Source organism: Litchfieldella anticariensis FP35 = DSM 16096, assembly GCF_000409775.1.
Classification (GTDB): domain Bacteria; phylum Pseudomonadota; class Gammaproteobacteria; order Pseudomonadales; family Halomonadaceae; genus Litchfieldella; species Litchfieldella anticariensis.
On sequence record NZ_KE332393.1, the window covers coordinates 244,966 to 270,132 of the forward strand.

The 25,167-nt window shown below is 58.2% G+C and carries 24 protein-coding genes and 1 tRNA gene; 10 read left to right on the forward strand and 15 right to left on the reverse strand.

The features are described from left to right. Positions 1-55: 55 nt before the first annotated feature. Positions 56-1,258, forward strand: coding sequence for an MFS transporter (locus L861_RS19545; RefSeq protein WP_027947599.1), 1,203 nt, complete (start codon positions 56-58; stop codon positions 1,256-1,258). Positions 1,259-1,461: 203 nt separating this feature from the next. On the opposite strand, the gene L861_RS19550 is transcribed toward L861_RS19545, so the two are convergent. Next, complete coding sequence (locus L861_RS19550) at positions 1,462-2,325, reverse strand: YicC/YloC family endoribonuclease (RefSeq protein WP_016418384.1); 864 nt, start codon at positions 2,323-2,325, stop codon at positions 1,462-1,464. Between the two features lie 168 nt (positions 2,326-2,493). On the opposite strand from L861_RS19550, the gene rph reads away from it, so the two are divergent. After that, positions 2,494-3,216: a ribonuclease PH gene (gene rph / locus L861_RS19555; protein WP_016418385.1), complete on the forward strand. Its 723-nt coding sequence runs from the start codon at positions 2,494-2,496 to the stop codon at positions 3,214-3,216. A 76-nt stretch (positions 3,217-3,292) separates the two neighbouring features. On the opposite strand, the gene L861_RS19560 is transcribed toward rph, so the two are convergent. After that, positions 3,293-4,060, reverse strand: a complete 768-nt coding sequence (locus tag L861_RS19560) for an exodeoxyribonuclease III (RefSeq protein WP_016418386.1) — start codon at positions 4,058-4,060, stop codon at positions 3,293-3,295. Positions 4,061-4,179: 119 nt separating this feature from the next. On the opposite strand from L861_RS19560, the gene pyrE reads away from it, so the two are divergent. The 3 genes from pyrE to rep all read left to right on the forward strand — a co-directional run bounded on the left by pyrE (position 4,180) and on the right by rep (position 7,460). Further along, on the forward strand, positions 4,180-4,836 hold the full coding sequence (gene pyrE, locus L861_RS19565) for an orotate phosphoribosyltransferase (RefSeq protein WP_016418387.1): 657 nt from the start codon (positions 4,180-4,182) through the stop codon (positions 4,834-4,836). Positions 4,837-4,913: 77 nt separating this feature from the next. Continuing rightward, positions 4,914-5,405, forward strand: coding sequence for a tRNA (uridine(34)/cytosine(34)/5-carboxymethylaminomethyluridine(34)-2'-O)-methyltransferase TrmL (gene trmL, locus L861_RS19570; protein ID WP_016418388.1), 492 nt, complete (start codon positions 4,914-4,916; stop codon positions 5,403-5,405). A 3-nt stretch (positions 5,406-5,408) separates the two neighbouring features. After that, positions 5,409-7,460 carry a DNA helicase Rep gene (gene rep / locus L861_RS19575; RefSeq protein WP_016418389.1) on the forward strand — a complete coding sequence of 684 codons (2,052 nt, stop codon included), beginning with the start codon at positions 5,409-5,411 and terminating at the stop codon, positions 7,458-7,460. Between the two features lie 51 nt (positions 7,461-7,511). Here the strand turns inward: rep and L861_RS19580 are convergent, their stop codons facing one another. Continuing rightward, the gene (locus L861_RS19580) at positions 7,512-8,288 is read right to left on the reverse strand and encodes a c-type cytochrome (RefSeq protein ID WP_016418390.1); all 777 of its coding nucleotides are present in this window, start codon (positions 8,286-8,288) and stop codon (positions 7,512-7,514) included. Between the two features lie 268 nt (positions 8,289-8,556). On the opposite strand from L861_RS19580, the gene L861_RS19585 reads away from it, so the two are divergent. Beyond that, a tRNA-Arg gene (locus L861_RS19585) sits at positions 8,557-8,633 on the forward strand. 46 nt (positions 8,634-8,679) lie between these two features. On the opposite strand, the gene L861_RS25375 is transcribed toward L861_RS19585, so the two are convergent. Together L861_RS25375 and L861_RS19595 are read right to left on the reverse strand one after the other, a co-directional pair. After that, on the reverse strand, positions 8,680-9,087 hold the full coding sequence (locus L861_RS25375; protein ID WP_503487566.1) for a DUF1240 domain-containing protein: 408 nt from the start codon (positions 9,085-9,087) through the stop codon (positions 8,680-8,682). A gap of 35 nt (positions 9,088-9,122) precedes the next feature. After that, a complete protein-coding gene (locus L861_RS19595; protein ID WP_016418392.1) occupies positions 9,123-10,235 on the reverse strand; it encodes a PAAR domain-containing protein in 1,113 nt (370 codons plus the stop codon). Positions 10,236-10,801: 566 nt separating this feature from the next. Here L861_RS19595 and dsr1 point away from each other — a divergent pair. The 4 genes from dsr1 (at position 10,802) to L861_RS19615 (ending at position 17,286) form a co-directional block, all read left to right on the forward strand. After that, positions 10,802-14,626, forward strand: coding sequence for an anti-phage defense-associated sirtuin Dsr1 (gene dsr1, locus L861_RS19600; protein WP_016418393.1), 3,825 nt, complete (start codon positions 10,802-10,804; stop codon positions 14,624-14,626). Positions 14,627-15,128: 502 nt separating this feature from the next. Further along, on the forward strand, positions 15,129-15,908 hold the full coding sequence (locus tag L861_RS19605) for a TSUP family transporter (RefSeq protein ID WP_016418394.1): 780 nt from the start codon (positions 15,129-15,131) through the stop codon (positions 15,906-15,908). 243 nt (positions 15,909-16,151) lie between these two features. Next, positions 16,152-16,487, forward strand: coding sequence for a hypothetical protein (locus L861_RS19610; protein ID WP_016418395.1), 336 nt, complete (start codon positions 16,152-16,154; stop codon positions 16,485-16,487). 196 nt (positions 16,488-16,683) lie between these two features. Then, complete coding sequence (locus L861_RS19615; RefSeq protein ID WP_201766442.1) at positions 16,684-17,286, forward strand: metal-independent carbonic anhydrase family protein; 603 nt, start codon at positions 16,684-16,686, stop codon at positions 17,284-17,286. 109 nt (positions 17,287-17,395) lie between these two features. Here L861_RS19615 and L861_RS19620 read toward each other — a convergent pair whose 3' ends face one another. Genes L861_RS19620 through sctJ form a run of 10 tightly spaced genes read right to left on the reverse strand, consistent with a single transcriptional unit; the run spans position 17,396 to position 25,159 of the window. Continuing rightward, positions 17,396-18,445 (reverse strand): EscU/YscU/HrcU family type III secretion system export apparatus switch protein, encoded by a 1,050-nt coding sequence (locus L861_RS19620; protein WP_021029238.1) that lies wholly within the window; start codon positions 18,443-18,445, stop codon positions 17,396-17,398. Between the two features lie 44 nt (positions 18,446-18,489). After that, positions 18,490-19,305: a type III secretion system export apparatus subunit SctT gene (gene sctT / locus L861_RS19625; protein ID WP_016418398.1), complete on the reverse strand. Its 816-nt coding sequence runs from the start codon at positions 19,303-19,305 to the stop codon at positions 18,490-18,492. Between the two features lie 12 nt (positions 19,306-19,317). Continuing rightward, positions 19,318-19,587 carry a type III secretion system export apparatus subunit SctS gene (gene sctS / locus L861_RS19630; RefSeq protein WP_016418399.1) on the reverse strand — a complete coding sequence of 90 codons (270 nt, stop codon included), beginning with the start codon at positions 19,585-19,587 and terminating at the stop codon, positions 19,318-19,320. Positions 19,588-19,592: 5 nt separating this feature from the next. Continuing rightward, complete coding sequence (gene sctR, locus L861_RS19635; protein WP_016418400.1) at positions 19,593-20,249, reverse strand: type III secretion system export apparatus subunit SctR; 657 nt, start codon at positions 20,247-20,249, stop codon at positions 19,593-19,595. Beyond that, entirely contained in the window at positions 20,242-21,339 is a 1,098-nt protein-coding gene (gene sctQ, locus L861_RS23750) for a type III secretion system cytoplasmic ring protein SctQ (RefSeq protein WP_016418401.1), read from the reverse strand. The genes sctR and sctQ overlap by 8 nt, the downstream gene beginning before the upstream one ends. After that, a complete protein-coding gene (locus L861_RS19645; RefSeq protein ID WP_016418402.1) occupies positions 21,339-21,815 on the reverse strand; it encodes a hypothetical protein in 477 nt (158 codons plus the stop codon). The genes sctQ and L861_RS19645 overlap by 1 nt, the downstream gene beginning before the upstream one ends. Next, positions 21,812-23,161: a FliI/YscN family ATPase gene (locus L861_RS19650; protein ID WP_016418403.1), complete on the reverse strand. Its 1,350-nt coding sequence runs from the start codon at positions 23,159-23,161 to the stop codon at positions 21,812-21,814. The genes L861_RS19645 and L861_RS19650 overlap by 4 nt, the downstream gene beginning before the upstream one ends. After that, positions 23,158-23,751, reverse strand: coding sequence for a type III secretion system stator protein SctL (sctL, locus tag L861_RS19655; protein ID WP_016418404.1), 594 nt, complete (start codon positions 23,749-23,751; stop codon positions 23,158-23,160). The genes L861_RS19650 and sctL overlap by 4 nt, the downstream gene beginning before the upstream one ends. Next, positions 23,748-24,413 carry a hypothetical protein gene (locus L861_RS23755; RefSeq protein ID WP_016418405.1) on the reverse strand — a complete coding sequence of 222 codons (666 nt, stop codon included), beginning with the start codon at positions 24,411-24,413 and terminating at the stop codon, positions 23,748-23,750. The genes sctL and L861_RS23755 overlap by 4 nt, the downstream gene beginning before the upstream one ends. Further along, complete coding sequence (gene sctJ, locus L861_RS19665) at positions 24,410-25,159, reverse strand: type III secretion system inner membrane ring lipoprotein SctJ (RefSeq protein WP_016418406.1); 750 nt, start codon at positions 25,157-25,159, stop codon at positions 24,410-24,412. The genes L861_RS23755 and sctJ overlap by 4 nt, the downstream gene beginning before the upstream one ends. Positions 25,160-25,167 lie beyond the last annotated feature (8 nt).

The window sequence follows — 25,167 nt, forward strand, 5'->3', positions numbered from 1 at the left end:
CGCGCGCCTGGACTTAAGCTTGCCGTCCTCGTGCCAACCGCCCAGAGAGGGGACTATGACCAGCAAGAATTCGACAATGGATATCCCGCAGCAAGCTGGCGCCTGGGGAGCGGTGTTTTCCATGTCCCTGTGTGTTGCCATGTTGATTGCCTCCGAATTCATGCCGGTAAGCTTGTTGACGCCCATCGCCGACAGCCTTGGCGCTACCGAAGGCCAGACAGGCCAGGCAATTTCCATCAGTGGTTTTTTTGCGGTGACCGCGAGCCTCCTTATGACAACTCTGGCGGGACGCATTGATCGCAAATGGGTACTGATCGCCATGACGGGGTTGATGCTGCTCTCGCTGGGTCTCATTGCAGCAGCCCCCACCTTCATCGTGCTGATGCTGGCTCGCGCGCTGCTGGGAATCTGTATAGGGGGATTCTGGGCTCTCGGGACGGCGGTTATTATGAGGCTGGTGCCCAAAGAGAGCGTATCCAGAGCCCTCGCCGTCATGTATACGGGGCAGGCCGTGGCAGCAGCGTTTGCCGCTCCGATTGGAAGTTACCTCGGCGGGATAATCGGCTGGCGAGGTGTCTTCTGGATTCTGGTCCCGATCGTGGCACTGAACCTCGTGTGGCAATTGCTGGTCCTGCCATCATTGCCGGCGAATGATCGGCAATCGTTTCGCTCACTTCTTGAGGTATTAAAGCGCCCCTATTTTGCCCAGGGAATCACCGCTGTGATTTTAACCTTCTCCGGTGCCTTCTCGATGTTCGCCTACCTGCGCCCCTTTCTTGAAACGGTCACCGGTGTAGATGTGGTGACACTGTCCCAGCTCTTTCTCGTACTCGGCTGTAGCGGCTTTATCGGCACATGGGCCGGCGGCAGGTATGCCGATGACCACGTCATTCGGTTGCTACAAGTGGTGCCGCTGACAATGGCGGTGGTGACGCTCGGCCTCATTGGGTTCGGACAATTTGTAGTTACGACAGCAGCGCTGCTGGCCATTTGGGGCATCATGAATACCGCGATGTCGATCGGGTGGATGGCCTGGCTTTCCCAGAATGTGGATGACGAGCCCGAAGCGGCAGGCAGTCTGATTGTTGCTGCCATACAGTCTTCCATTCTGCTCGGCGCAGCGCTCGGTGGTGCACTGCTTGATCATATCGGAGTCGACGCGACCTTTATGGGAAGTGCGGTATTATCCGGCATAGCGGTCTTGCTGGTTGGATCTGGCAACCGGCTTCTCAAGGACACCTCGTTCAGAAAGTGCTGACAACACGGCTGTATGCGTCAGGAGAGGACCTGGACAAACGCTGAAACACTATTGCTTGTCCATCACCACATTGCTCAGCAGGCGCTGCATCATCAGACACCGCTTGATGTCATGAGGCAGTGGCAGAGGATGCAGCCAGAGTTATTTCACAAGCAAGTCATTCATCATACGGACCAGACAACTACCTCGGACACCGCAGAACATCACTCAATATTCTGGATCTGCTCGCGCATCTGCTCGATCAGTACCTTGAGCTCCACCGCGCAGCGCGTGGATTCGGCGACCACGGCCTTGGACGACAGGGTGTTGGCTTCGCGGTTGAGTTCCTGCATCAGGAAGTCGAGACGCCGGCCGACAGGGCCCTTTTGCTTGAGCTGACGCTCTACCTCGGTGACGTGGGTTTCGAGGCGGTCGAGTTCTTCGTCGACATCGGCTTTTTGCGCCAATAGTGTGAGTTCGGCTTCCAGGCGTTGCGGATCGAGCTCTGCACGTACGGCCTCGAGACGTTCGAGGAGTTGGGTGCGCTGGCGTTCGAGGATGCTCGGCAGCAACGCGCGCACGGTATTGACTTGTTCGCGCACCCCTTTCAGACGATGCTCGATCAAGGCAGCAAGTTGTTCGCCCTCACGGGCACGCCCGGCAGTTAGGTCGTTCAGAGCGGCGTCGAACAACTCCAGGGCCGCGGTCTTGACCACGTCCATATCGAGCCCTTGGGTATCGACGATGCCTGGGTGGTCGAGCAACGCCAAGGCGTCGGGCATTGCCACACCGGGCAGCTCGCTGCGCACTTCAAGTAGGGCGCGGGTCAGCTCGGCAAGTCGCTCGCGGTTGATCGTCAGGTTCTCGCCGACGGCGGAGGGCTCGAAGCGCAGGGTACATTCCACCTTGCCGCGCGCCAGCTTGGCTCGCAGTGTGTCGCGGTAAGCGGGTTCCAGGTCGCGTAATGTCTCGGGCAGGCGGAAATGCAGATCGAGATAGCGCTGATTCACTGAGCGCAGTTCGAGTTGCAGGCTGCCCCAATCGGCTTCCCGGCTCTGGCGGGCAAAAGCGGTCATGCTGTGAACCATGCTGACTCCTGGTACTACGCGGTACGCGGCCGGTTATCGAGAACCCAATAGTGTAACCGATACTAGGGCACAAGCGTGTAGAATGGCGCCACATGTCGAATCGCCGATCTCGGCGACAGCGGCATTCCTTCTAAGTCAATCGATACGAGAGAGTCTTTGAGAACGCCTATGCGCCCCAGTGGACGACAGCCCGACCAACCCCGCGAAATCACTTTGACCCGTGAATACACCCGCCATGCCGAAGGTTCGGTGCTGGTCGAGTTCGGCGATACCCGAGTGTTGTGCAATGCCAGCGTCGAGGCCGGGGTACCGCGCTGGTTGAGAGGCAAGAACCAGGGATGGGTAACCGCCGAATATGGCATGTTGCCACGTGCCACCCATACCCGTGGCGGTCGCGAGGCGGCACGTGGCAAGCAAGGTGGCCGCACCTTGGAGATCCAGCGACTGATCGGCCGCTCGCTGCGGGCAGCAGTCAATCTGAAGCGGCTGGGCGAGTTCACCATTACCGTCGACTGTGACGTGATCCAGGCCGATGGGGGCACCCGCACCGCTTCGATCACCGGCGGTTGCGTGGCGCTGATCGACGCCATCCGTTATCTGCAGCGCAAGAAGCTGATCCAGCAGGATCCCTTCAAGCAGTTGGTCAGTTCCGTGTCGGTGGGTATCTTCCGGGGAACGCCGGTGGTCGACCTCGATTACCCAGAGGATAGCGGCGCCGATACCGACATGAACGTGGTGATGACCGAGGGCGGCGGCCTGATCGAGGTCCAAGGCACCGCCGAGGCGGGAGAATTCACCCGAGCCGAGCTCAATGCCATGCTCGACCTGGCTGAAGGAGCCGGGCGTCAGCTCTTCGAACACCAACGCGAGGCCCTGGGCATGCGTGGCTGAGACCATTTGACGCATGTTCGATGAATGACGCCGGCACGATGGCCGGCGTCATGGCGACGGGAAACGGCGAGGACGCTTAGAGGGTGAGATCGTACTCGACGATCAATGGCGCAAACTGCGAGAAGGTGGCGTCGTAGTCGATCCAGGCATCGGTCACGTGGCGCCGGAAGTTGGGGCCGACCACTTGGTAGTCGATGCGCCAGCCTTCCTGGCGGGAGCGCGGCTGATCCTGATCCAGTGCCGGCCACCAGGTGTATTCCCCGGCGTCGCGATTGATCTCGCGGAACGTATCGATAAAGCCGGTGGGGCCGAACACCTGATCCATCCAGGCACGTTCCTCGGGCTTGAAGCCCGGGGTGGTCTGGTTATCCGCCCAGTTAGCCAGGTCGAGGGTCTTGTGGGCGATATGCCAGGTACCGCAGATGATGTACTCACGACGCTTCCTGGCCATCTTCGACAGGTATTCCTGGTATTGGGCCATGAAGGAGGCCTTGGCGGCGGGATCGCTGCCATCGGGCATCAGGAAGCTGGCAATACTGAAGCGTTCGTAGTCGGCCTGCAGGAAACGCCCTTCGTGGTCGCACTGCTCGAAACCCAGGCCGTACATGATGGCCTTGGGAATCTTGCGGCAATACAGCCCCACGCCGGAAAAATTGTCCTGCTCGGCGTCGAGAAAATAACCCTCGTAACCTTCCGGGTAGAGGATGCTGTCATCCAGTTCGAAGCTTTTGGCCTTGAGGTTCTGCACGCAGACGACATCGGCGTCCTGGTTGTCCAACCAATCGAGGAAACCCCGATCGACCGCTTCGCGGATGCCATTGACATTGATGCTGGCGATTTTCATTGCATGGTCCCTTTTCCGTCGCGCGTGTATGATACCCGACGTTTCGACGTTTTGGTAAATGGCTTTGACCGATGAACATGCTAAGGGGGCGTGAGGTGGATAGTCGCAGGGGGGACAACATGCAGCCATATCAGCGCGAGTTCATCGAGTTCGCCATTGACCAGGGGGTGTTGCGCTTCGGTGAATTCACCCTCAAGTCCGGTCGTATCAGCCCCTACTTCTTCAATGCCGGACTGTTCAAGAGCGGTGCCGCCCTGGCCAGGCTCGGGCGTTGCTATGCCCAGGCCATCGAGAATAGCGAACTCCAGGCCGATGTGCTGTTCGGCCCCGCCTACAAGGGCATATCTTTGGCGGCGAGCACGGCCGTGGCGCTTGCCGAGCACCATCACCACGACATGCCCTTCGCCTTCAACCGCAAGGAAGCCAAGGATCACGGTGAAGGCGGTAATATCGTGGGTGCCGATCTCAAGGGACGCATCCTGATCATCGACGACGTGATCACCGCCGGTACCGCCATTCGTGAGGTCATGCAACTGATCGAGGCGGCCGGTGCCGAGGCCGCCGGAGTGGTAATCGCCCTGGACCGCCAGGAACGCGGCAACGGCGAGCTGAGCGCCATCCAGGAGGTCGAACACACTTACGGCATGCCGGTGGTCAGCATTGTCACCCTCGACATGGTGTTGACCTACCTGGAAGAACACGCGGGTGCCGACATGCAGCGCCATGCCGACGCCATTCGCGCCTATCGTGCACGCTACGGTGTACAGCATGGCTGAATGTCGCCGCTTGGCCAATCTCGGGCCCCGCAAGGGGCCCGAGTGCGTTGGTGGCTACCCTTTATCAGGAAGTGGTTATGCTTGATGTGGTGCTGTTTGAGCCCGAAATTCCACCCAACACCGGTAATCTGATCCGGTTATGTGCCAATACCGGCTTTCGTCTGCACCTGATCGAACCTATGGGTTTCGTGCTTGACGACAGGCGTTTGCGGCGTGCCGGGCTGGACTATCACGAATGGGCGGCGGTGCGCGTACATCGCCATTGGCCCGCCTTTCTCGACAGCGTGGCACCGAAGCGGGTCTTCGCCATCTCGACGCGCGGCCGTACCGGTTACCATGAGCCATGTTACGCGCCTGGCGATGCGCTGGTGTTCGGTCCTGAGACTCGCGGCTTGCCCCAGGCGATGCTCGATGCGCTACCGCCTGCCCAGCGTCTGCGTATCCCTATGCTGCCGGACAGCCGCAGCCTGAACCTTTCCAACGCCTGTGCGGTGATCGTCTATGAGGCCTGGCGACAGCTTGGCTTTCATGGCGCCGCAGGCATCGATATTGCCACCCCGAAGGAGTGATCGATGTCGATCCAGCAACGCCTGGCCAAGCTGAACCCCCGCCAGCAAGAAGCGGTGCGCTATATCGATGGCCCCTGTCTGGTATTGGCTGGCGCGGGCTCGGGCAAGACCAGCGTGATCACCACCAAGATCGCCTACCTGGTGCAGGAATGCGGCCTGAACGCGCGGCGAATTGCCGCAGTGACCTTCACCAACAAGGCGGCTCGCGAGATGAAGGAGCGCGTGGGCCAGATGCTCAAGGGCAAGGAGGGACACGGCCTGACGGTGTCGACCTTCCACACGCTGGGGCTCAACATCATCCGCGGAGAGCTCAAGGCGTTGGGCTACAAGCCGGGCTTCTCGCTATTCGACCCGGAGGACGCCAAGGCGCTGCTGCGCGATCTGATGAACAAGGACGCCCAGGTCGACGCCGAACAGATCAATACCGTGCAGCATGCAATCTCGCAGTGGAAGAACGACCTGGTGTTGCCGGGCGAGGCGCTGTCGCATGCTGCCGATGACGACGAGCAATATGCCGCGCGTGTCTACGAAGCCTATGGGCGACATCTCAAGGCCTACAACGCGGTCGACTTCGACGACCTGATCCTGCTGCCGGTGGTATTGCTGCAACGTGATCCGGAAGCGCTGGCGCGTTGGCGGCGCAAGATCCACTACATGCTGGTCGACGAATACCAGGACACCAATGTCAGTCAGTACTTGCTGGTCAAGTTGCTGATGGGCGAGCGCGCGACCTTCACCGTGGTAGGCGACGACGACCAGTCGATCTACGCCTGGCGAGGGGCACGGCCTGAGAACCTGGTCACGCTGGGTGAGGATTTCCCGCGTCTGCGCGTCATCAAGCTGGAGCAGAACTATCGCTCCACGGGCACCATTTTGCGTGCCGCCAATACCCTGATCGCCAACAACCCTCACGTCTACGACAAGACGCTGTGGTCGGAGATGGGGCAGGGCGTGCCAATCCGCGTGGTGGTCAATCGCCACGAAGAAGCCGAGGCCGAGCGTGTGGCCAGCGAGATCCTGACCCGGCGCATCAAGGAACGCGCCGAATGGCGCGACTTCGCGGTGCTATACCGTGGCAACTTCCAGGCCCGGCTGCTGGAGCTCAAGCTTCAGCACTACCAAATCCCCTACAAGCTCTCTGGCGGTACCTCCTTCTTCTCGCGAGGCGAGATCAAGGATGCCATGGCGTACCTGCGGCTACTGATCAATCCAGCCGATGACAATGCCTTCCTGCGTATCGTCAATGTGCCACGCCGCGAGATCGGCCCCGGTACCCTGGAGCAGCTCGCCAACTATGCCACTGAGCGCGGTGTCTCACTGTTTGCCGCCTGTCATGAGATGGGCCTGGAACAGGTGTTGTCGACACGAGCCGTGGAGCGCCTGGGACGTTTCACCCACTTCATCGACGGCGTGCGTCGGCGTATGGACCAAGGCGATGCCCTGGCCGCCATTCGTGACATGCTGCGTGAGATGGATTACGAGGCCTGGCTGTACCAGAACGCCAGCGCCCCGACCATCGCCGAGCGGCGCATGGCCAACGTGTGGACGTTGATCGATCAGCTCGAAAAGTCGATGCACCGCGATCCGGAAGAGATCACCGACAGCGAGGACACCGAAACCGAAGGCGTAGAGGCGGCCATCTCGCGGCTGGTGCTGCGCGATATCCTCGAGCAACAGGCGGAAGAGGACGACTCCGACCGCGTGCAACTGCTGACCATGCATGCCTCCAAGGGCCTGGAATTCCCGCATGTCTATCTGATGGGGCTGGAAGAGGAACTGCTACCGCACCGCAACGCCATCGAAGCTGGCACGGTAGAGGAAGAGCGCCGTCTGGCCTACGTAGGCATCACTCGAGCGCGCCAGACCCTGACCTTGACCCTGGCGCGTCAGCGCAAGGCTTACGGTGAGCTGATGGACTGTACCCCAAGCCGTTTCCTCGACGAGTTGCCCGTAGACGACCTGGAATGGGAAGGGCGCGCCGACAAGGAAGACCCGGACAAGAAACAGGCCCGCGGGCAAGATGCCATCGCGGGCCTGCGCTCGTTACTCGGCTGAGAGAGGTTGCCTCAACTGAGAGTTCCTTGCCTGGCTAGGCAAGGAACCGGCTCATTCAGCGGCTTCGATCATGTGATCGACGGCCGCCTTGGTCTCGGCATCCGACAGGTTCGGATTGCCGCCTTTGGGTGGCATGGCGCCAACGCCATTGATGGCATGGTCGTAGAGGGTTTCGGTGCCCTTTTCCAGGCGTGGTGCCCAGGCTTCGGCATCACCGAGCATAGGGGCGCCGGCGGCACCGGTGTCGTGGCATGCCATGCACACGCGGCCATAGACGGCTTCCCCGTCGATATCGCTGGCAGCGGCTGCTTCGCCTTCGCCGCCTTCTCCTTCGCCACCACTCGCGGCCGCTTGTTCGCTGGCGCCGCCGCCACCGACTTGCGGCAGTTCGCCGTCGTATACCGGCTCGACCAGATGATTGACTGCGGCCTTCACCTCATCATCGGACAGGTTCGGGTTGCCGCCCTTGGCGGGCATGGCCTGGAAGCCATTGATTGCGTGGTCGTAGAGCGTTTCGATGCCTTTATCGAGGCGTGATGCCCAAGCGTCTGCTTGGCCACGCACCGGAGCGCCGGCGGCGCCGCTTTCATGGCAAGCCATGCAAACGTTGTTATAGATGCCGGCACCGTCGACGGCTCCGCCGCTATCGGCACTGGCGCTGGCCGGGGCCGCCGCTGTACCGCAATCTTCCCCCTCCAGGCAGAGTTCCCCGACCGGCTTCAAACGCTCCGCGATCGCTTCGCGTTCGGCATCTTCCTGGGCGTGAGCCGTGCCTGCCACTGCCAGGCTTAGGGTGGCCAGACACCCCATGATCAGTTTGAATTTCACTCTCACCACCTCTTCACGGTCCTGTAATTCGGAGCATCACGCAACGTAGCGATTGTCCTACGCAGGCATTTATCAGTATTCCCTTGGATGCACCAGCGCAAAGGGGGACAGTATACCGACAACCCAATTGCCAGGAAAATGTCATCCGTCGGCCATTCGGCGTAGATGGCCTACACCGAGAGGATGGTAACCCTTGGTGGATGCTGGACAGCCGAAAGTCAGGCGGGTAGGATTACGGGCGCCTGATCGCACTGGCATCAGGCACCACGCGCCCATAGCTCAGCTGGATAGAGTGACGCCCTCCGAAGGCGTAGGTCGCAGGTTCGAATCCTGCTGGGCGCGCCACATTCGAATATCAAGGGCTTGCGAGACATCGCAGGCCCTTCGTTTTCTATCGGCGCCTAGCATTCTCACATAGTGTTTCCGACTCGGCATAAACCCTCCAACTGCTTTTGAGAGATGTTCGTGCCTCTTCCTGGCAATGAACATAGCCGGCCGTATCGATTCGTATCCCAAGGTAGTAGCGAGGCAGGATGCTGATGATGGCCACTGCTATCAGGACGATGGTCGTCATGGTGTCCCTGCGGGATTGCTTTCGAGGTGCTATCCACTGTCGCGTCAGCACCCGTCTCAAGTTCATCCAGAACAGCCAGACACACAGCGGAAACCCGGTCACCATGGCCATGTAGCCCGGATAAAAGAGCAAGAGCACCTTTGGCTCGAGAGGCCTGAAGGGCTGTGTGATGATCCCGATTCCTCCCAACCAGACCTGCACACCGACTAGGACAACGGGAAGCATCAGCCCGAAGACAGTGAGTGCCCATTGCTTCCCTGTCACTGAGCTTCACCTTTCATTCTCTCAACCAACTGATCGGAAATACCGAAGTGGTTGTCGAGTTGATCAAGGCTAATTCCCACCAGAAGGACAACTCCCGCAAATATCAAACCACCAGTTAGGACGGATGACACGCCAGCTGCTGCAGCAAGCCCAAGCCCAGTTGTGACCACGCCTTTGGCAATATCCATCCCCGAGCGACCCACAAAGTCCTCCATCGTCCTGTCATCACGGATAATGGCATCCACGGCATTGGTGGCTGTAGCCCAGGCGATGTCGAGAACTACACTCACCCTCAGCACTGCTCGTGCCCCGTGGCTACCTAGCCCTAGTTGGACGACGCGAGGGTTATTCGATCGCCAACGATTGCCACGCATCAACGTCTGCTGATGGCGTTTGTAGCCTCGGATAATCACATAGTCCCGCCCATTGATGCGCTTCTCGTAGGCCATGACTCCCAGGCCACCTAACCCCTTGGCTATGTGGTATGCATCCCGAGCATGCTCTGCGCTACCCCATACTTGCCTAGTGGTATCTAGTTGCCCTTTGACGCTGTGCTCCTCATAGAGGTTGGCCAGGAACTCCTCGGCTTCTGTCTTGGTGAGCACAGCGATTTCGATGGCTGGGCGAACGTAAACGACGTTCAACTCCTCGCGTGTGAGGGGGTTGTATGGTGGCCAGTAACCACTGTTAGCCGGAATTTCGTAAGGAGGGCGTTGGTTGATTGTTGGCGAAGTCGAGGCCAGCGATGATTGCGTTGCATGAGGAGATGCCTCGGTTGTCCGTGACGTTTGCATGCGAGCAGCTCTAAACGATGAGTCACCACCAGCCTGAGCACGGCTTCTCAGAGCCATATCTGCCTGTACATAGCCTCCGCACGAGGTAAGGCTGCCATCCAGCGCTGCTAGCCTCCCGGCACCGACCATCGTAAAGCGCTCCGAGCCGGTGATAATGGTCGCTCCACATGAGCTTTTGTCACCAACCCGGCACATCGAGATACCGTGAAAGAAATTGGTTGGGCTTCCGGAGACAATGGTGTGTGGCCTACCGGGACAGTTGCATATAACCCGGTCCCCAACGATGATCACCTGCTTTCCTTCGACTACGGCCATCCTGGCCTCCTTCCTTTGCGATGAGACTGACAAAACTCTTACATCCCGGGGGCAGGCCGTCAAATATGCATGATTGTTAAATTAACCTCGCGGCTCGATCCTCTTAGCCGTTATTTCTCGCTAGGGGACGGACACGTCTTGTCATGGCCCACGAAGGAGCGGTCTGCTCCTCGCGCATTGTCCATGGGCAAGGTCGGTTGCCATCCGTCCCCATCCTCACCGCTGCGCACCCACGGCGCGCTATCGACACCCCGCCCCGCCCGCGCTCTAAATATGTCGGTTTTTATGCACCCCTGCACCGGTCGCCAAGCCGCGCCACTGCTGGGGCCGCGCGGGGTTTGAGGGCTGCAAAAAAATCATGCGGATTTCTTCATTTTTACACGGGGTAGGAAGAAAGGATGGGACCGCTTAATAGGCATGGACCATCATTTGTGTAAAAGTGCTACAAAAGGTAATTCTGAGCGAGCTTATGAGAGCCTGACAGTACTTGACACAAAACATACTGTCAGACTCATACAGCTGTAATGCGCTAGATCGAATGCACCAATAATCAACATATCCTAATCATGCAATTCATCGCTAACGGCCCCGATATTCCAGACCCTCTCTTGCAGGCGCACGAAGATGGCCAGGTAGTGTTTTTTTGCGGTGCTGGCATTTCCTACCCTGCGGGTCTGCCCGACTTCAAGGGGCTGGTAGACAAGATTTATCAGGAAGTGGGCACGCCCCGTACACCAATCGAACAGGATGCCAACGGACGTAAACAGTTTGATGCCACGCTGGATTTGCTTGAGCGGCGAATACCTGGTCAACGAATCGCTGTCCGAACAGCATTGGCACAAGCCTTGCAGCCCAAGTGGCGCCGCAAGGGGGCAATCGACACCCATGCTGCGTTGCTACAACTGGCCCGTTGTCGCGAGGGTTCCCTTCGCCTCGTGACCACCAATTTTGACCGCGTGTTCGAACGTGCGGCTAGGCGCACCAAGCAGCCCTTCCACGCTTATGCGGCACCGATGCTACCCATTCCAAAAAATAGTCGCTGGAATGGGCTGGTCTATCTACACGGCCAGTTGCCTGAGAAGAAGGATGAAAGTGCGCTGCACCGGCTGGTGCTCACCAGTGGCGACTTTGGCCTCGCCTATCTAACCGAACGCTGGGCAGCGCGCTTCGTCGGCGAGTTGTTCCGCAACTATGTGGTGTGTTTCGTCGGATACAGCATCAATGACCCCGTTCTGCGATACATGATGGATGCACTGGCTGCAGACCGAATGCTCGGAGAGGTCACGCCTCAGGCATACGCCTTGGGTGACTGCGAGCCCGGACAAGAATGCAATAAAACCATCGAATGGGAATCAAAGGGTGTCACTCCCATTCTCTATGAGGTACCCGTTGGCAGTATCGACCACTCTGCATTGCACAGAACCTTGCAGACCTGGGCCGAAACCTATCGTGATGGCGTCCTCGGTAAAGAACGAATCGTGGTGGAATACGCCTTGGCGCATCCTTCCGCCAGCTCTCGGCAGGATGACTTTGTGGGGCGGATGCACTGGGCGCTGTCCGACGAATCTGGCTTACCAGCTAAGCGCTTCGCGGACTTCAATCCCGCACCGCCGCTCAGTTGGCTGGAGGCTTTTTCAAAGGATCGCTACCAGCACGGTGATCTGAGCCGCTTCGGGGTTTCACCAAGCGCAGATGAGGATGACGAGTTACATTTCAGTCTAACTCATCGTCCAGCACCGTATAAGCACGCGCCATGGATGTCGCTGGTATCCGGTGGCGACGCTTGCAGCCAATGGGATAACGTGATGGCACATCTGGCTCGTTGGCTGGTGCGGCACCTGAATGATCCGGCCTTGATCATCTGGCTAGCACAGCGAGGGGGGCAATTGCACGACCGGTGGTTGTGGCTGATTGAAGGCGAGTTAGATCGCTTTGCACGCTTGGAACAGGAAGGAAATACCACCGAATTGGATGATATTCTCAACCAGGCACCCAACGCCATTCCGGGGCCAATGATGCAAACGCTGTGGCGGTTGCTGCTCACCGGGTGCGTGAAGTCGACGTGGCACGAGCCAGATCTCTTCCAATGGAGGGATCGTCTCAAACGTGATGGATTGACGACCACACTGCGGTTGGAACTGCGCAAGCTGCTATCGCCCAGGGTAATCTTGAAAAAACCATTTCGCTGGAGTGAAGAGGAGGCAAATCCGAAAGAGGCTACTCACATCAAGCAGTTGGTGGATTGGGAGTTGGCGCTGACCGCTGACCATGTGCATTCCGCTTTACACGACCTTGCAGATGAACCCTGGTACACAGCGTTGCCGGCACTGCTGGATGATATCCAGCAACTGCTGCGTGACGCTCTGGATTTACTGTGCGAGCTAGGCGAAGCCGACGACCGCAGCGACCGTTCGTACTTGTATTTACCATCGATCAGTCCACATTGGCAGAATCGCGGGTTCCACGACTGGGTGGTGTTGATCGAGCTACTGCGAGACGCGTGGCAGGCGTCGCGAGAAGTCAATCCCGAGCGGGCTCGCCGGGTCGCTTTCAGTTGGTCCGATCTACCGTATCCGACTTTCAAACGTCTGGCTCTGTTTGCCGCTAGTCAGGATGAAGTCATCGATCCCGCTCAGTGGACTGATTGGCTATTGGCTGATGAAGCATGGTGGTTGTGGTCAGTTGATCTGGATAGAGAGGTGATGCGCCTCTTGGTCTTGCAAGGCGGGCACCTGACTCCGGCCGCTCAAGAGCGTCTGGAAACCGGCATCCTGCAAGGGCCTCCGCGCCAAATGTATCGAGATGATCTTGAGGCCGAGCGCTGGCAGTACATCGTGGACCACTCGGTTTGGCTGCGGCTAGCCAAACTCGAAGACTCTGGACTTTTCTTGGGGGAGCTGGCTTGCCAGCGGTTAAACACCCTGTCATCACGCTATCCCGACTTGTGTTTCAAGCCGCACGAACGCGAAGAGTTCCCAAGCTGGATGAGTGGCACCGGCGACCCAGACTACGAGGCCACCCGCGATGTCGATATCGCGCCGCGCAAGCGGGCGGAACTGGTTCAATGGCTCAAGCAGTCACCGCCAGAGCAACGGCCTTTCTATGAGGACACTTGGCGCGAGACTTGCCGGACCCGGTTCTTCCACAGCTTTTTAGCCTTGTATGACTTGGCCCAAGAGGGATTCTGGCCGACCGAACGCTGGGGAGAAGCCCTGCAAGCATGGAGTGAGGAGGATATTGTACTGCGCTCGTGGCGTTATGCGGCACACTTGGTGCAGAACATGCCCGATGCTGTCATGCAAGAAATCACACACAACGTCACCCGGTGGATGGAGTCGGTTTCTAAGTCGATTGACAGCAATGAAGTGAACCTGCTGGACCTTTGCAGACGCGTGCTGGTGTTGCCTATTGAGCCGAACAGCGGCATTCGTCAGAATGGAGACCCGATCAACCAACCAGTGACAGAGGCTATCAACCACTCGGTTGGGCATGTCACGCAGGTGCTGCTAAATCTTTGGTTCAAACGTGAGCCAGGGGACAACGATACACTGCCAACGGATATCGAGCCCTTCTTCACACAGATGTGCGATGTCGAAATCGAGAAATTTCGCCACGGACGGGTGTTGTTGGCATCGCGCTTGATCGCGTTGTTCCGGGTGGATCGCACCTGGACGGAAACGCATCTACTGCCTTTGTTCGATTGGGATCTCAGTTCGGTCGAGGCTAAGGCAGCCTGGGAAGGGTTCCTCTGGTCCCCAAGGCTGTACCGTCCTCTCCTGGTCGCCTTCAAGTTGCAGTTTCTCTCCACGGCGCGGCATTACACGAACCTTGGGGAGCACAGTCGCCAGTTCGCCAGATTCCTCACCTACGCTGCTTTGGCCCCCATTGACGGCTACACATCTGAGGACTTCCAGGCAGCGATTGCCGTTTTACCGCAAGAGGGATTGCAGGAAGTGGCACAGGCACTTTCGCAAGCTCTTGAAGGTGCCGGAGAACAGCGGGAGGACTACTGGAAGAATCGAATTCAACCGTTCTGGCACCGAGTCTGGCCCAAGTCCCGTGATCTTGCATCGAATAGAATTGCCGAATCGCTGGCTCGACTAAGTATCGCGGCAGGTGCCGAGTTTCCCTCGGCCCTGGCAGCGGTTGTGGACTGGCTGAGTCCGATTGAGCGTCCCAACTACGTTGTACGTCGTCTGCACGAATCCGGTTTGTGCTCCCAGTTTCCGGAGGATGGGTTACGTTTGCTCGATGCCGTCCTGAACGATCAACCTTGGGTACCACGAGAACTGGACCGATGCTTGGACGCCATTGCGCAGGCGATGCCGAACCTGTGGGAAGACCACCGATACCAGAGGTTGACCGAATACTCGCGGCGGCGCGGGGTATGACGTTGGCACATTGGCGCCGCGCACAGATATGGCTCCACTGTACCGTTTCTGGCGACAGTTGAGGCGTATAGGTGTTAGAAGAGGAAGAGTTTCACTCTATTGTTCACGGGGTTACGTATGTAGCTTGCAAGAAGGTCGATCTCCGCCCACGTTTCGTTCAAGTTCCCTAAATTAACGGTCATGGCATAGAAGAAGGTATATTGTGTTTTCCGTAGATTCGAAAATTAGCGTAAAAACAATAAAATACATTTAATATTCGAATCCTGCTGGGCGCGCCACACTCGGATATCGAGGGCCTGCGAGACACCGCAGGCCCTTTTTCACATGTGCCTTGTCGGCCGGTTTCCCTCATGGCTGCTCATGGAACGAGGAGTCGCGACGCCATCTCACGCTTCCTTATTGAATATTAGGATGCAAGAATGCGTTGTCTCAGCAACGCGAGGTTGATGGGATTTCTCTCGGCTCTGGCGTTTGCAAACCCTTTCGGACACCTTGCGAGCCCATGGCCAACCTCGACTGGTACCAATACGTATTCATCGGATTGATCTTCGCCTGGAGCGGCTTCGTCAGAACGAGTCTCGGCTTCGGCGGCGCGGTGCTGTCCCTGCCATTCCTGTTGCTGGTGCTCAACGAACCCCTGGTGTTCCTGCCGATCATCGCCGTCCAGTTGCTGATCTTCTCGAGCTGGATCGCCTGGCGCGGTCACCGGGCACTGGCGCTGCAATCGGGTAGTACCCATGGCGAGAGCAACATCGATTGGGCCTACCTGCTCAAAGCGCTGAAGATCATGATCATCCCCAAGCTGGTCGGTGTGGTGGGGTTGCTCACGCTGCCTTCGCGTACGATGACCACCATCATCTTCGTGATCGTGCTGGTCTACGCCATTGGCTACGTTTTGAACAGGCCGTTTCGCAGCAAAAATAAATACGTGGACTATGTCCTGCTGGCTTTGGGCGGCTATGTCAGTGGCACCTCCCTGATCGGGGCGCCGTTGATCGTGGCGGTGTTCGCTTCCCACGTCGCCAAGCATCAACTGCGCGATACGCTATTCGTGCTGTGGTTCATCCTGGTGGTGATCAAGATGGTGTCGTTTGTCATCGCTGGGGTGGACCTGCAACTGATTCACCACCTGTGGCTATTGCCCTGTGCCTTGGTGGGCCACCTGCTGGGAGAGCGAGTGCATCGCTATATGCTGGCCGGTGACGCCCATTTGTTCTTCCGTGTGCTCGGCGCGGTGTTGATTCTGGTCAGTGTGGTGGGACTGCTTCGCCCCCCTGCTTGATGGGCTTGTGCGCTATTACAGTGCCTTGCAGCAATAGCAACCGCTGTTTCAGTTCCGAAGAGCGAGTTCCAGGATATCGGGGGTGAGCACGAGATGATATGAATCGGTGGGGCTTCGGTTCATGGTGCGGGCTTGGATGGCTTACATCTTTTCAATTGAGCTAGCCGCCATGCCTCAGGCAACATGGGGAAACGGAGCAAGCGTAGAGAAGGATGGACAACGGCCTACCGCTGGAGGAGCCATATGCAACCGCTAAGCTATTACTACTACAATGTGCTGGAAGGCCTCGAAAAGCCGTACGATGTGCCGTCGGCACACTTGCAGGAGGGTTACGACATCCTGTATCGACATGGCGGTCGCATAGAAATGGATCTGGTACGCAAAGCTGAGGATAGCAACGCCCAGGGCGAGCCGTACTACTGGTATGAAGCCCTCGATGCCGAGCAGCAGGCGAAACTGCACAAGGCGCTTGATGACGGCAACCCCGCGAAGATCCTCAAGATCATGCAGCGCAACGGCTATGCCGGGATTCTGTATCACCATGCGCGGGAGCACTTCCGGGCAGTGTCCACCGGCTAGGTAGGATTCTTCGCCACACCATGTCTGCACCAGATATCGAGGGCCTGCGAGAAATCTCAGGCCCTTTTCCTATTGGTTCGGGGCATTTTTATGCGAAGCATGCGGCAGAATGACGCATAGCACTAAATTCTAATGAACCAAGTCTCATCTTAGACATCGCAAGGTTATCGGGACGTTGCCGTGATGCGAACTCTCGATGATAAATACCCTGATGTCTTTACCAAGACGAGGTAAGAAAAAGATGAAGGTAAAAAATCTGCTTCCTGCTGTGGCAATGACCGCACTTCTCGTCTCCGGCGCCGGCGTGGCGAATGCCGAAGAAGGCGGACAGATTACCAAAGAGGAAGTCATCAAGGCCCAGGAAGCCTGGGGAGATGCCATCGTCGCCATTGGTGATGCCTATACCGATCATAGGGATTACGAGGAATTGGCAGAGAAGACGGTCGATGATCTCTACGGTTATGATGAAGGAATCGTATTATTCAAGCCCACCAAGGCGTCGGAGGAGCCCTTCCGGTTGTCGGAGGACGAGGCCGTTTCCTACTTCGTGACGGGCATCGTTCCCGAGGATCATGGCTTCGCCATTCAGCCGTGGAGTGACGTGCGCTTTGAGAATGCCGGGATCATCATTGACGAAGATTCCGCTCTTGCGATGGGACATTACTATTTCACCGACGCCAACACGGGAGAAGAAACGGAAGCGGAATATACCTTTGGGTATTATAAGGATGAGGATGGAAATCTCCGCATCGACCTTCATCATTCATCCTTCCCGTTCAATCCCAACCAAGCGGGATGAGGACGCTGAATATACGGGAAATATCTGAAGTGCTTGCCCCGCATTGGCGGGGCTTGCTTGATTCACTCATGGATTGATCGGAGCCGGCTATACGGAATCCCGGTTGTGATTAGATAAGCTTGGCAGCAACCAATATATCGGCCATCGACTGAAAGGTATCGTTGGGCACCGGGTCACCATTGCCCGTACGCTTGCCAATACGGTTGGCCAGCTCTCGATCGGAGACCACGGGGATATGGAGCTCATTGGCTTCTTGTAGAAGCTCGGCCGAACGTTCGGGGCCTGCCTTGCACACCATAACCGGCACCGGTGTCTCCCCTCGCACGTAACGGATGCCCACCACCCAGTCATCGGCGGCACCGATCATGACCAAGGCATGTTGCAGGCCCACCTGCGAACTGCGGGAATGCATGTCACGTCGCTGTCTCCGGCGTTCACGCCTGATTTCTGGATCACCGTACATATCCTTGCGCTCACGCTTGTGCTCGGTCTTGGTCATGCGCTGGTCGCGCTGGAATAGCCAGCGTTGCATCTTCACGTCGAGCAGTCCAACGACCAGGAATGCGACCAAGGCAGTGATGACCAAGGGTTCGAGAAGCGTCAGAAAAACACCCTCAAGGCAGCCAAAGCCACAGCGAGAGGATTCCATCAACATTTGCAGAGCCAGCCGACAAACCACCACGAACGCGACGGTGAGGGATACTATCTTGATCAGCGACTTGAGGAATTCGGTGATTCCTCGGGCAGAGAAGATGCGCTTGAACCCTTCGGCGGGATTGATACGCTCGAACTTCGGTTTTATAGGATCGACGGAGAACACCATGCCGCGCATGATGATGATATTGGTCAATATCACGGCAACAATGGTAATGAGGATAATGGGAAGTATCGAGAACATGATGACCTCGACACTCGCTGCCATCAGGCGCGGCCATACCGTATCGAAGGGTTCCTGATAAAGGCGTGTTGTAAGGCTAATCAGCCCTCGGATACGGGTTTCGATAGTACCTGCTTGAACAACGAGATAGAGCGTACATCCGAGCATGACGATGGCGGTGACCATATCGGAACTCTTGTCTACCTGCCCCTTTTTGCGTGCGTCACGAAGCTTTTTCTCCGAGGGCGGTAGCGATTTTTCTTCACTGGGTTGGTCACTCATGATGGATACCCCACTTCCATTGGAATTATCGCCGGGTGAAGGTATTACAGCATCGAACGGATCAACGTCTCGAACTGCCGATAGTGCTCATCCAGCGCATCCAACTCGCTATACATCTGTGGTACCAGAAACACGAGGTAAACCAGCATCAAGAAGGTGAACAATAGATTCTTGATCGGCAGCGAGAGAATGAATACGTGAAGATTGGGAGCCATGCGTGCCAAGTAAGCCATCATGAGATCGGCAACCAGCATGGCAATAACCAGCGGCGCGACCATCAGCACGCCGATACGCATCACTTGGTCGAGCAGGCTGAGCAAGGCCAGCGCGGCTTGTGTCTCCAGCACCGGTATGAAGGCGTCTACCGGCCATAGTGAGTAACTGCGATAGAATCCATCGAGCAGTGCCATGAAGCCGCCGGTAATGAAAAACAGTGCCACTAGCGTGATGACCAGCAAGGTACTGGTAACGCCGGATTCGGTACTGCCCATCGGGTCGAGCAACTGTCCCATGGTCGAGGCGCGCTGCAGATCGACCAGCTCTCCAGCGACCTCTGCTGCCCAGAACGGGATACCGAATACCAACCCGATGACTACACCGATTATCACTTCCTTGATCAGAAGGGCAATGAGCGTGAAGTTCGATGTAGTCCCCATCGTTGATAGTGTCTCGAAGATGGGGGGCACCATGGGAAGCGCGATGGTCACGGCAACAGCGGAACGTATCAAGCCTGTCAGGCCCAGGCGGTTGAACGCCGGCGTAATCAGAATCACACCCAAGGCTCGTGCCATACCGATGGCTGCCGCCATGATCAGCGGATAGGCCAGCTCGGTCAGTATTCCAAAGATTTCGCTAATCATCTCGACCAGAGCCTAACGTGACCAGACGGCAAAATTATCCAACACCTGATCCGTCAAGTTGACGAGTTGTCCCGCCAGCAGCGGTCCCGCCAAAATCAGCACCAGAAACACGACGATGACTTTGATCGATTGGGGTAAGGACTGATCCTGGATTTGCGTCAATGCCTGCAGCAAACCGATACCGAAGCCGATCACAATGGCAGTCAGTAGTGCTGGTGCCGAGAGCAGCAATACCGTCCATAGGGCGTTCTGCATCAGCGAGAGGAAGATATCATCCGTCATCGGCGCTACCCTCCATAGCTAAGAATCAACCCGTGCATCAGACGTGACCAGCCATCGACGGCAACGAACAGAAATATCTTCAAAGGGGTCGAGATCAGCGGCGGTGCCATCATCACCATACCCATGGCCATCAATACGTTCGAGACGATCAGGTCGATGACCAGGAACGGCACATAGATCAGGAAACCGATCATGAAGGCACGGGTGAGTTCGGACGTCACGAAGGCAGGAATCAGCACTACCAAATCATCGCTTTCGACATTTTCACGTGCTTGCTCCGACCAGATATTCTGAGTCGCATCAAGGAAGAACGCCCGCTCACGCTCATTAGCGTACATGGATAAGTATTCCTTGAGCGGCTCGCGTAGTGTCATGCCGATCTCCTTGATGTCCTCCACACTTTCCAACCCCCTAGGGCTGTTCTCGAATTGGTAATATATTTCGCCCACCAAGGGTGTGGTGATATATACCGTCAAGATCAACGCAATGCCGTAGAGCACCAGGTTGGGAGGCGTTTGCTGCACACCCAGGGCGTTGCGGATCAAAAACAACACCACGGCGATCTTGAGAAACGAGGTCATGCTTACCACCGCCAACGGCAATAGCCCGATCGTGGCGCCGACGAGCACCATCCCAATCAGGTTGGGACCAACTTCATTCATCGGTGGCAAGCCTCACGATCTGCACACCCAGGCCGTCGCCGATCTCTACCAGCCGGCCACGTCCCATGCGTCGGCCATTGACCACGATGTCCACGGCTTCCTCCATCGGTCGCGACAAAGGCAGTACGCTGCCTTGGTCCAGCTCGCGCAGTTCTCCGAGTGAGAGCTCGAGCCGACCGAATTCACATACCAATCGCACGGGTAATCGGTCCAGTTGAGCATCGTCCATGCTCGAGCGAGCGGTCTTCGAGGTATTGCGATTAGCGTTGGCATCCGAAGATGACTGGGCCATGTTGAAGTCTCCACGGGTGTGAACGTATGGCGGAGATAGCAGGCGCACTCCGTCGTGGTGGAAGTCGACGTCGGCGAGTAACCAGCCGCCGATCACCACCGCCATGCCTTGTGCAGGCTTGTCGAGCATTACCACGTCGCCGGGAGCCAGGTGGCGTAGCTCGGCAAGTGATAGATCTTGATGGCCAGCGATCCACTGCAATGGCCACGACACGGCGGGGCAATATTTCGGCGTTGGCGGGCAGTGTGTATCCAGCAGGGGCAATAACGCCTGGGCGGTGGTATCGGTCAGCGAAAGCGACAAGGCGTAGCTCTTACCCCCGGTTTCCAGTCGTAGCGGCAAGCGAATAGGGAGCGAGTCCGTCGCGGTTGTGCTGTCGCCGTGTAAACGAAGTGAACGGCTGAGTTGGGCTTCCAGCGGCTCGATCCATTCCAGCAGCGCGTACTCCAGCCACAAGGCCCGCAGCTCAGGGGGGCACATCTCCAGCGGCCGACGAAGTGCCAAGTGCTCTGTTAGCACTGCCAGGGCGTCTTGGCTGATTTCCAGCGTTGCGGGTTCTTCACCGATGGTGAGTCCGAACGTCAAAGGTTGCGAAATTGGTGAGACGTCGTAATGACGATGGCATGAAAATGTGTGATCGCCGAGTGAAAGCACTAGCGGCGCCCGTGGGCGATTCAGGGCATTCAGCGTAGTGACGATTTCCGGGGCGATACGTGTCAGTTGCGGGGAGGTAAGGCCGGCAGTCTTGACTTGGGTCGCATGGTTTTCGTTGCCCACGGATAGTTCGATTCCCGCCATCAGTGCCCCCCTCTAGGGGTCTCGTCTTCCAGGTCCAACTCGGCACGCCCCTCTTCGGCGAGTCTGTCGGTACGGCGGCGACGTTCGAGCAGCATTTCCAAGGCCTTTCTGGCACGTACCTGATGTGCCCATTCACTGGCACGTTGATCACGCTCAGTGAGTTGGTGGAGATATTCGCGATCGGCGACTTGACGGGTTTCGTTCAACTCGGCCTGGTGCTGGTAGTGATCGTCGATGGCTTGCCTGACCTGTTCCAGCTTCTGTGCCGACCACGACGCCCCCTGCATGGCATCGAACAGCTCTTGTTCCTGCTGGTCGAAGGCGTGTCGTTGCTCGGAAAGTTGGTCATCCAGTGTCGAAATACGCTCGGCCTCGGCTTGGCAAGATCGCTGCTGTTCGATCAAGGCGAATTCCGCTCGCTGCTGGCGCCGTTCGCGCAGCGTCATCAGCCGTTCGAGTTGTTGACGTTTGTTCATGACACGATCTCGCTCATGCGTCGTTGGGTCTCTTCCAGGCGGCTGGCCTCATGGCTGGGCTGGCGCAGGAAGGCTTCGATGGTGGCATGCTTACGAACGGCTTCGTCGGTGCGTGCGTCACTGCCTTCGCGATACTCCCCGACCTGGATCAGCAGTTCGATATCTTGGTAGCGTGCCAAGAGATCACGCATCTGGCCGGCGTGTTGACGATGTTCTTTCGATGCCACTGCCTCCATCAGTCGGCTGCGGCTGGCGAGTACGTCGATAGCGGGGAAGTGATCACGACGAGCCAGGTCGGCACTGAGCATGATGTGGCCGTCGAGGATTGCACGGGCCTCTTCCGCCACGGGGTCGAGGGTGCCATCGCCTTCGGTGAGCACGGTATAGAGAGCCGTGATGCTACCGCTGGGCCCCGGTCCGGCGCGCTCCAACAGTCGTGGCAGGGCGGCGAAGAACGAGGGTGGAAAGCCACGCCGGGTTGGTGGCTCCCCCGCGGCCAGACCGATTTCGCGTTGTGCACGGGCAAAACGGGTGATGCTATCGACCAATAGCAACACGTCACGTCCCTGGTCGCGAAAGTATTCGGCCACGCTGGTGGCAACCATCGCCGCCCGAGCGCGCTCGATGGCCGGGCGATCGGAGGTGGCTACCACACAGACCGTACGGCGACGCGCCTCGGCGCCCAATTGCACATCCAGCAGCTCGCGCACCTCGCGTCCGCGTTCGCCGATCAGCCCCAGTACGATGACATCCGCTTCGCTGCCGTGCACGATGGCCGAGAGCAGCGACGATTTGCCGACGCCGGGTTCGCCGAAAATCCCCAAACGCTGCCCGCGAGCCACGGTGAGCAGGCCATCGATGGCACGAATACCCAGTGATAAGGGGTGTTGGATCAACTGGCGAGACAGCGGTTCGGGAGGCTCGGCATGCACGGGATACTCGCTCAACGAATCGTCATCGGGGTCGGGCGCCCCGTCCACGAAGGTGCCAAGCGGACTGATGACGCGACCGAGCAATGCTTCACCCACGGGAACTCCCTGAGGCGCACCGGTAGCGATCACCTCGGCGCGGGTCGACATGCCTTGCAGGTCGCCGATAGGGGAGAGAATGGCGTCTTCGTCTTCGAAGCCGATCACTTCAGCAGCCACACGACGACCGCTGAGAGGGTCGCGCAGGAAGCACAGCTCACCGATACCCGTACCGCCAACGCTGGCGTGCACCAGGAGGCCGCGAATGCGTCGTACACGGCCATGCACCGGGCGTAACTCAGCCTGGGCGACACGTTCTTCCAGGCGTGGCAGCAGCGCCTCGAGTTCGATATCGGGCATGACGTCGCTTGGGTTCATGGCGATGTCTCCGACTTGACGGCGAGCGCCCGGCGTAGTGCGTTCAATTGTGCATCGAGCCCGACATCGACCACCGCAACCGGGCTGACCAGCAGGCATTGGCCGGCTTTGAGCTGGGTGTCGCTTTCGACGCGGCAGGGAGGCTGTCCAGTGTCTTCACCAGTAGCCAGTAACGTCTCGACTTCCGTCATCCGCTCAGGAGATACGCGCACGGTGACGGCCATATCGTGACGGTACTCGCGCAACGCCTGGCGTACGCAGCGACTGATCAGTTCGGCATCGTCAAATTCCCCCAGGATGCGGCGTACCATTTGCAGGCACAGCTCAGCCATCGACTGATCCAGCCCGCTCAGGTAACGCTCCACCCGTCGGGTCGTCTGGGCCAGTAGCTCGGCAGCCTGGGCCTCGCCCTCGCGGCGGCCTTCTTCGAAGCCCTCGGCATACGCCTTGGCGGCCGTGCGGCGAGCGTCGGCTTCGATCTCGCCAGCATGCTGCCGTACACGCTCGAGAAAGGCGTAACCGTCGAGCCATGCTTCAGCCTCTTTGGCACGCAATACGGTCTTGCCCGGTCGCGTCGGGAGATCGTTCATACCGACTCCTCGGCGGTATCCTCGAGAATGGCCGCTGCCGCACGGCGGACGATGGTTGCACCGTGTTCGCGGACTTCCGGGGTGATGTCGGCATCGGCCAGACGTGGATCGCGAGCCAACCCCAAGCGTAGCCAGGCCGACAACTCAGCCGGCTGCTGCGCCAGCCAAATCGCCAAACAGGCGACACCGTCACGCAGTACGGTGTGTTCCAGGGCATCGTCGTCGGTATAGGGACCTTCATGAATCGCCAGATCGCGATTGGCCAATGCGGTGACGAATGCCGATTCACCGAAGCGCTCCTTGAGTTCGATGACGCGGGGGGCACGAATCTCACGTACGAAGGCCATGGCATGACAGATCATGCCGCAATATTGCACCAGGCTATCTCCGACATCGGGGGAGAGGAGAAATAACGCCAGATCATCCTCGTCGGGCACGGGAAGCATGTCGGGCGGCGTCAAACCATGTTGCTGGATCAGCCGCTGCGCCAACCGTTGCTGAAAGCGTGGATGACCTGCCAGCGACTGCTGGGTGGCTTCATCCGCCATGTCGCCCAGGCAGTCGCACAACCAGCGCAGCGCAATGCAGCGAGTCGGTGCAGCGACAAAGGCCTGCCACTTATCGTCGCTGGCGGATTTCTCGAGTGAGGCACCGGCATTCATGGCGGCGTCTCCAGTTCGTAGGTACCACGTCGGCGCTGTCGCCAAATCATCCAACCCACCGCGCCAGCCAATGCCAGCACCAGTACGATCAGGAGGCCGAATATCCACCCCGCACGTGCCACGCTGGAAGCCGGCATGGTGATGCCGAGGAAGGAACTCAGCATTGGTGGGGCTGTGCCTTCCTGCACGTCCAGCGTCACTGCCGCGACTGGCACCACCGACACATTGTCATAGGTAAGACCTGAAATGCCGTTGGCGACCAGAGTCTTGACGCGTGGAATTAGTGGATCAATGTCGATCGTCGGGGAATAACGCATGAAGACCGAGGCCGATGACGGCGTGCTGTCTTGTGCCATGAGGTCGTTATCGGGCAGCACCACGTGAACGCGTGACGAGAGCACACCATCGATCTGTGACACGGTATGGGAGAGCTCTTCACTGAGCGCATAGATCATCTGCGCGCGTTCCTGAACCGGAGACGATACCAGGCTATTGTTCTCGAACACCTTGCCGAGATTGGAGAACTCTTCTTCCGGTAGCCCGAGACGGTCGAGAATACTCACCGCTTCGGAGAAACGGCTTTCGTCGACGGTGACGGTCATCAGGCCTTCTTCCTGGGCTACCCGTTTGGCGGGAATGCCATGCCGCGCCAGCGTGGCCACCATGATATTGGCTTCACGTTCATTCAGGTCGGTATAAAGCTCCGTGTCACACGCTTGCAGCAGCAAGGCCATGACCATCGTCATCAGCAGTT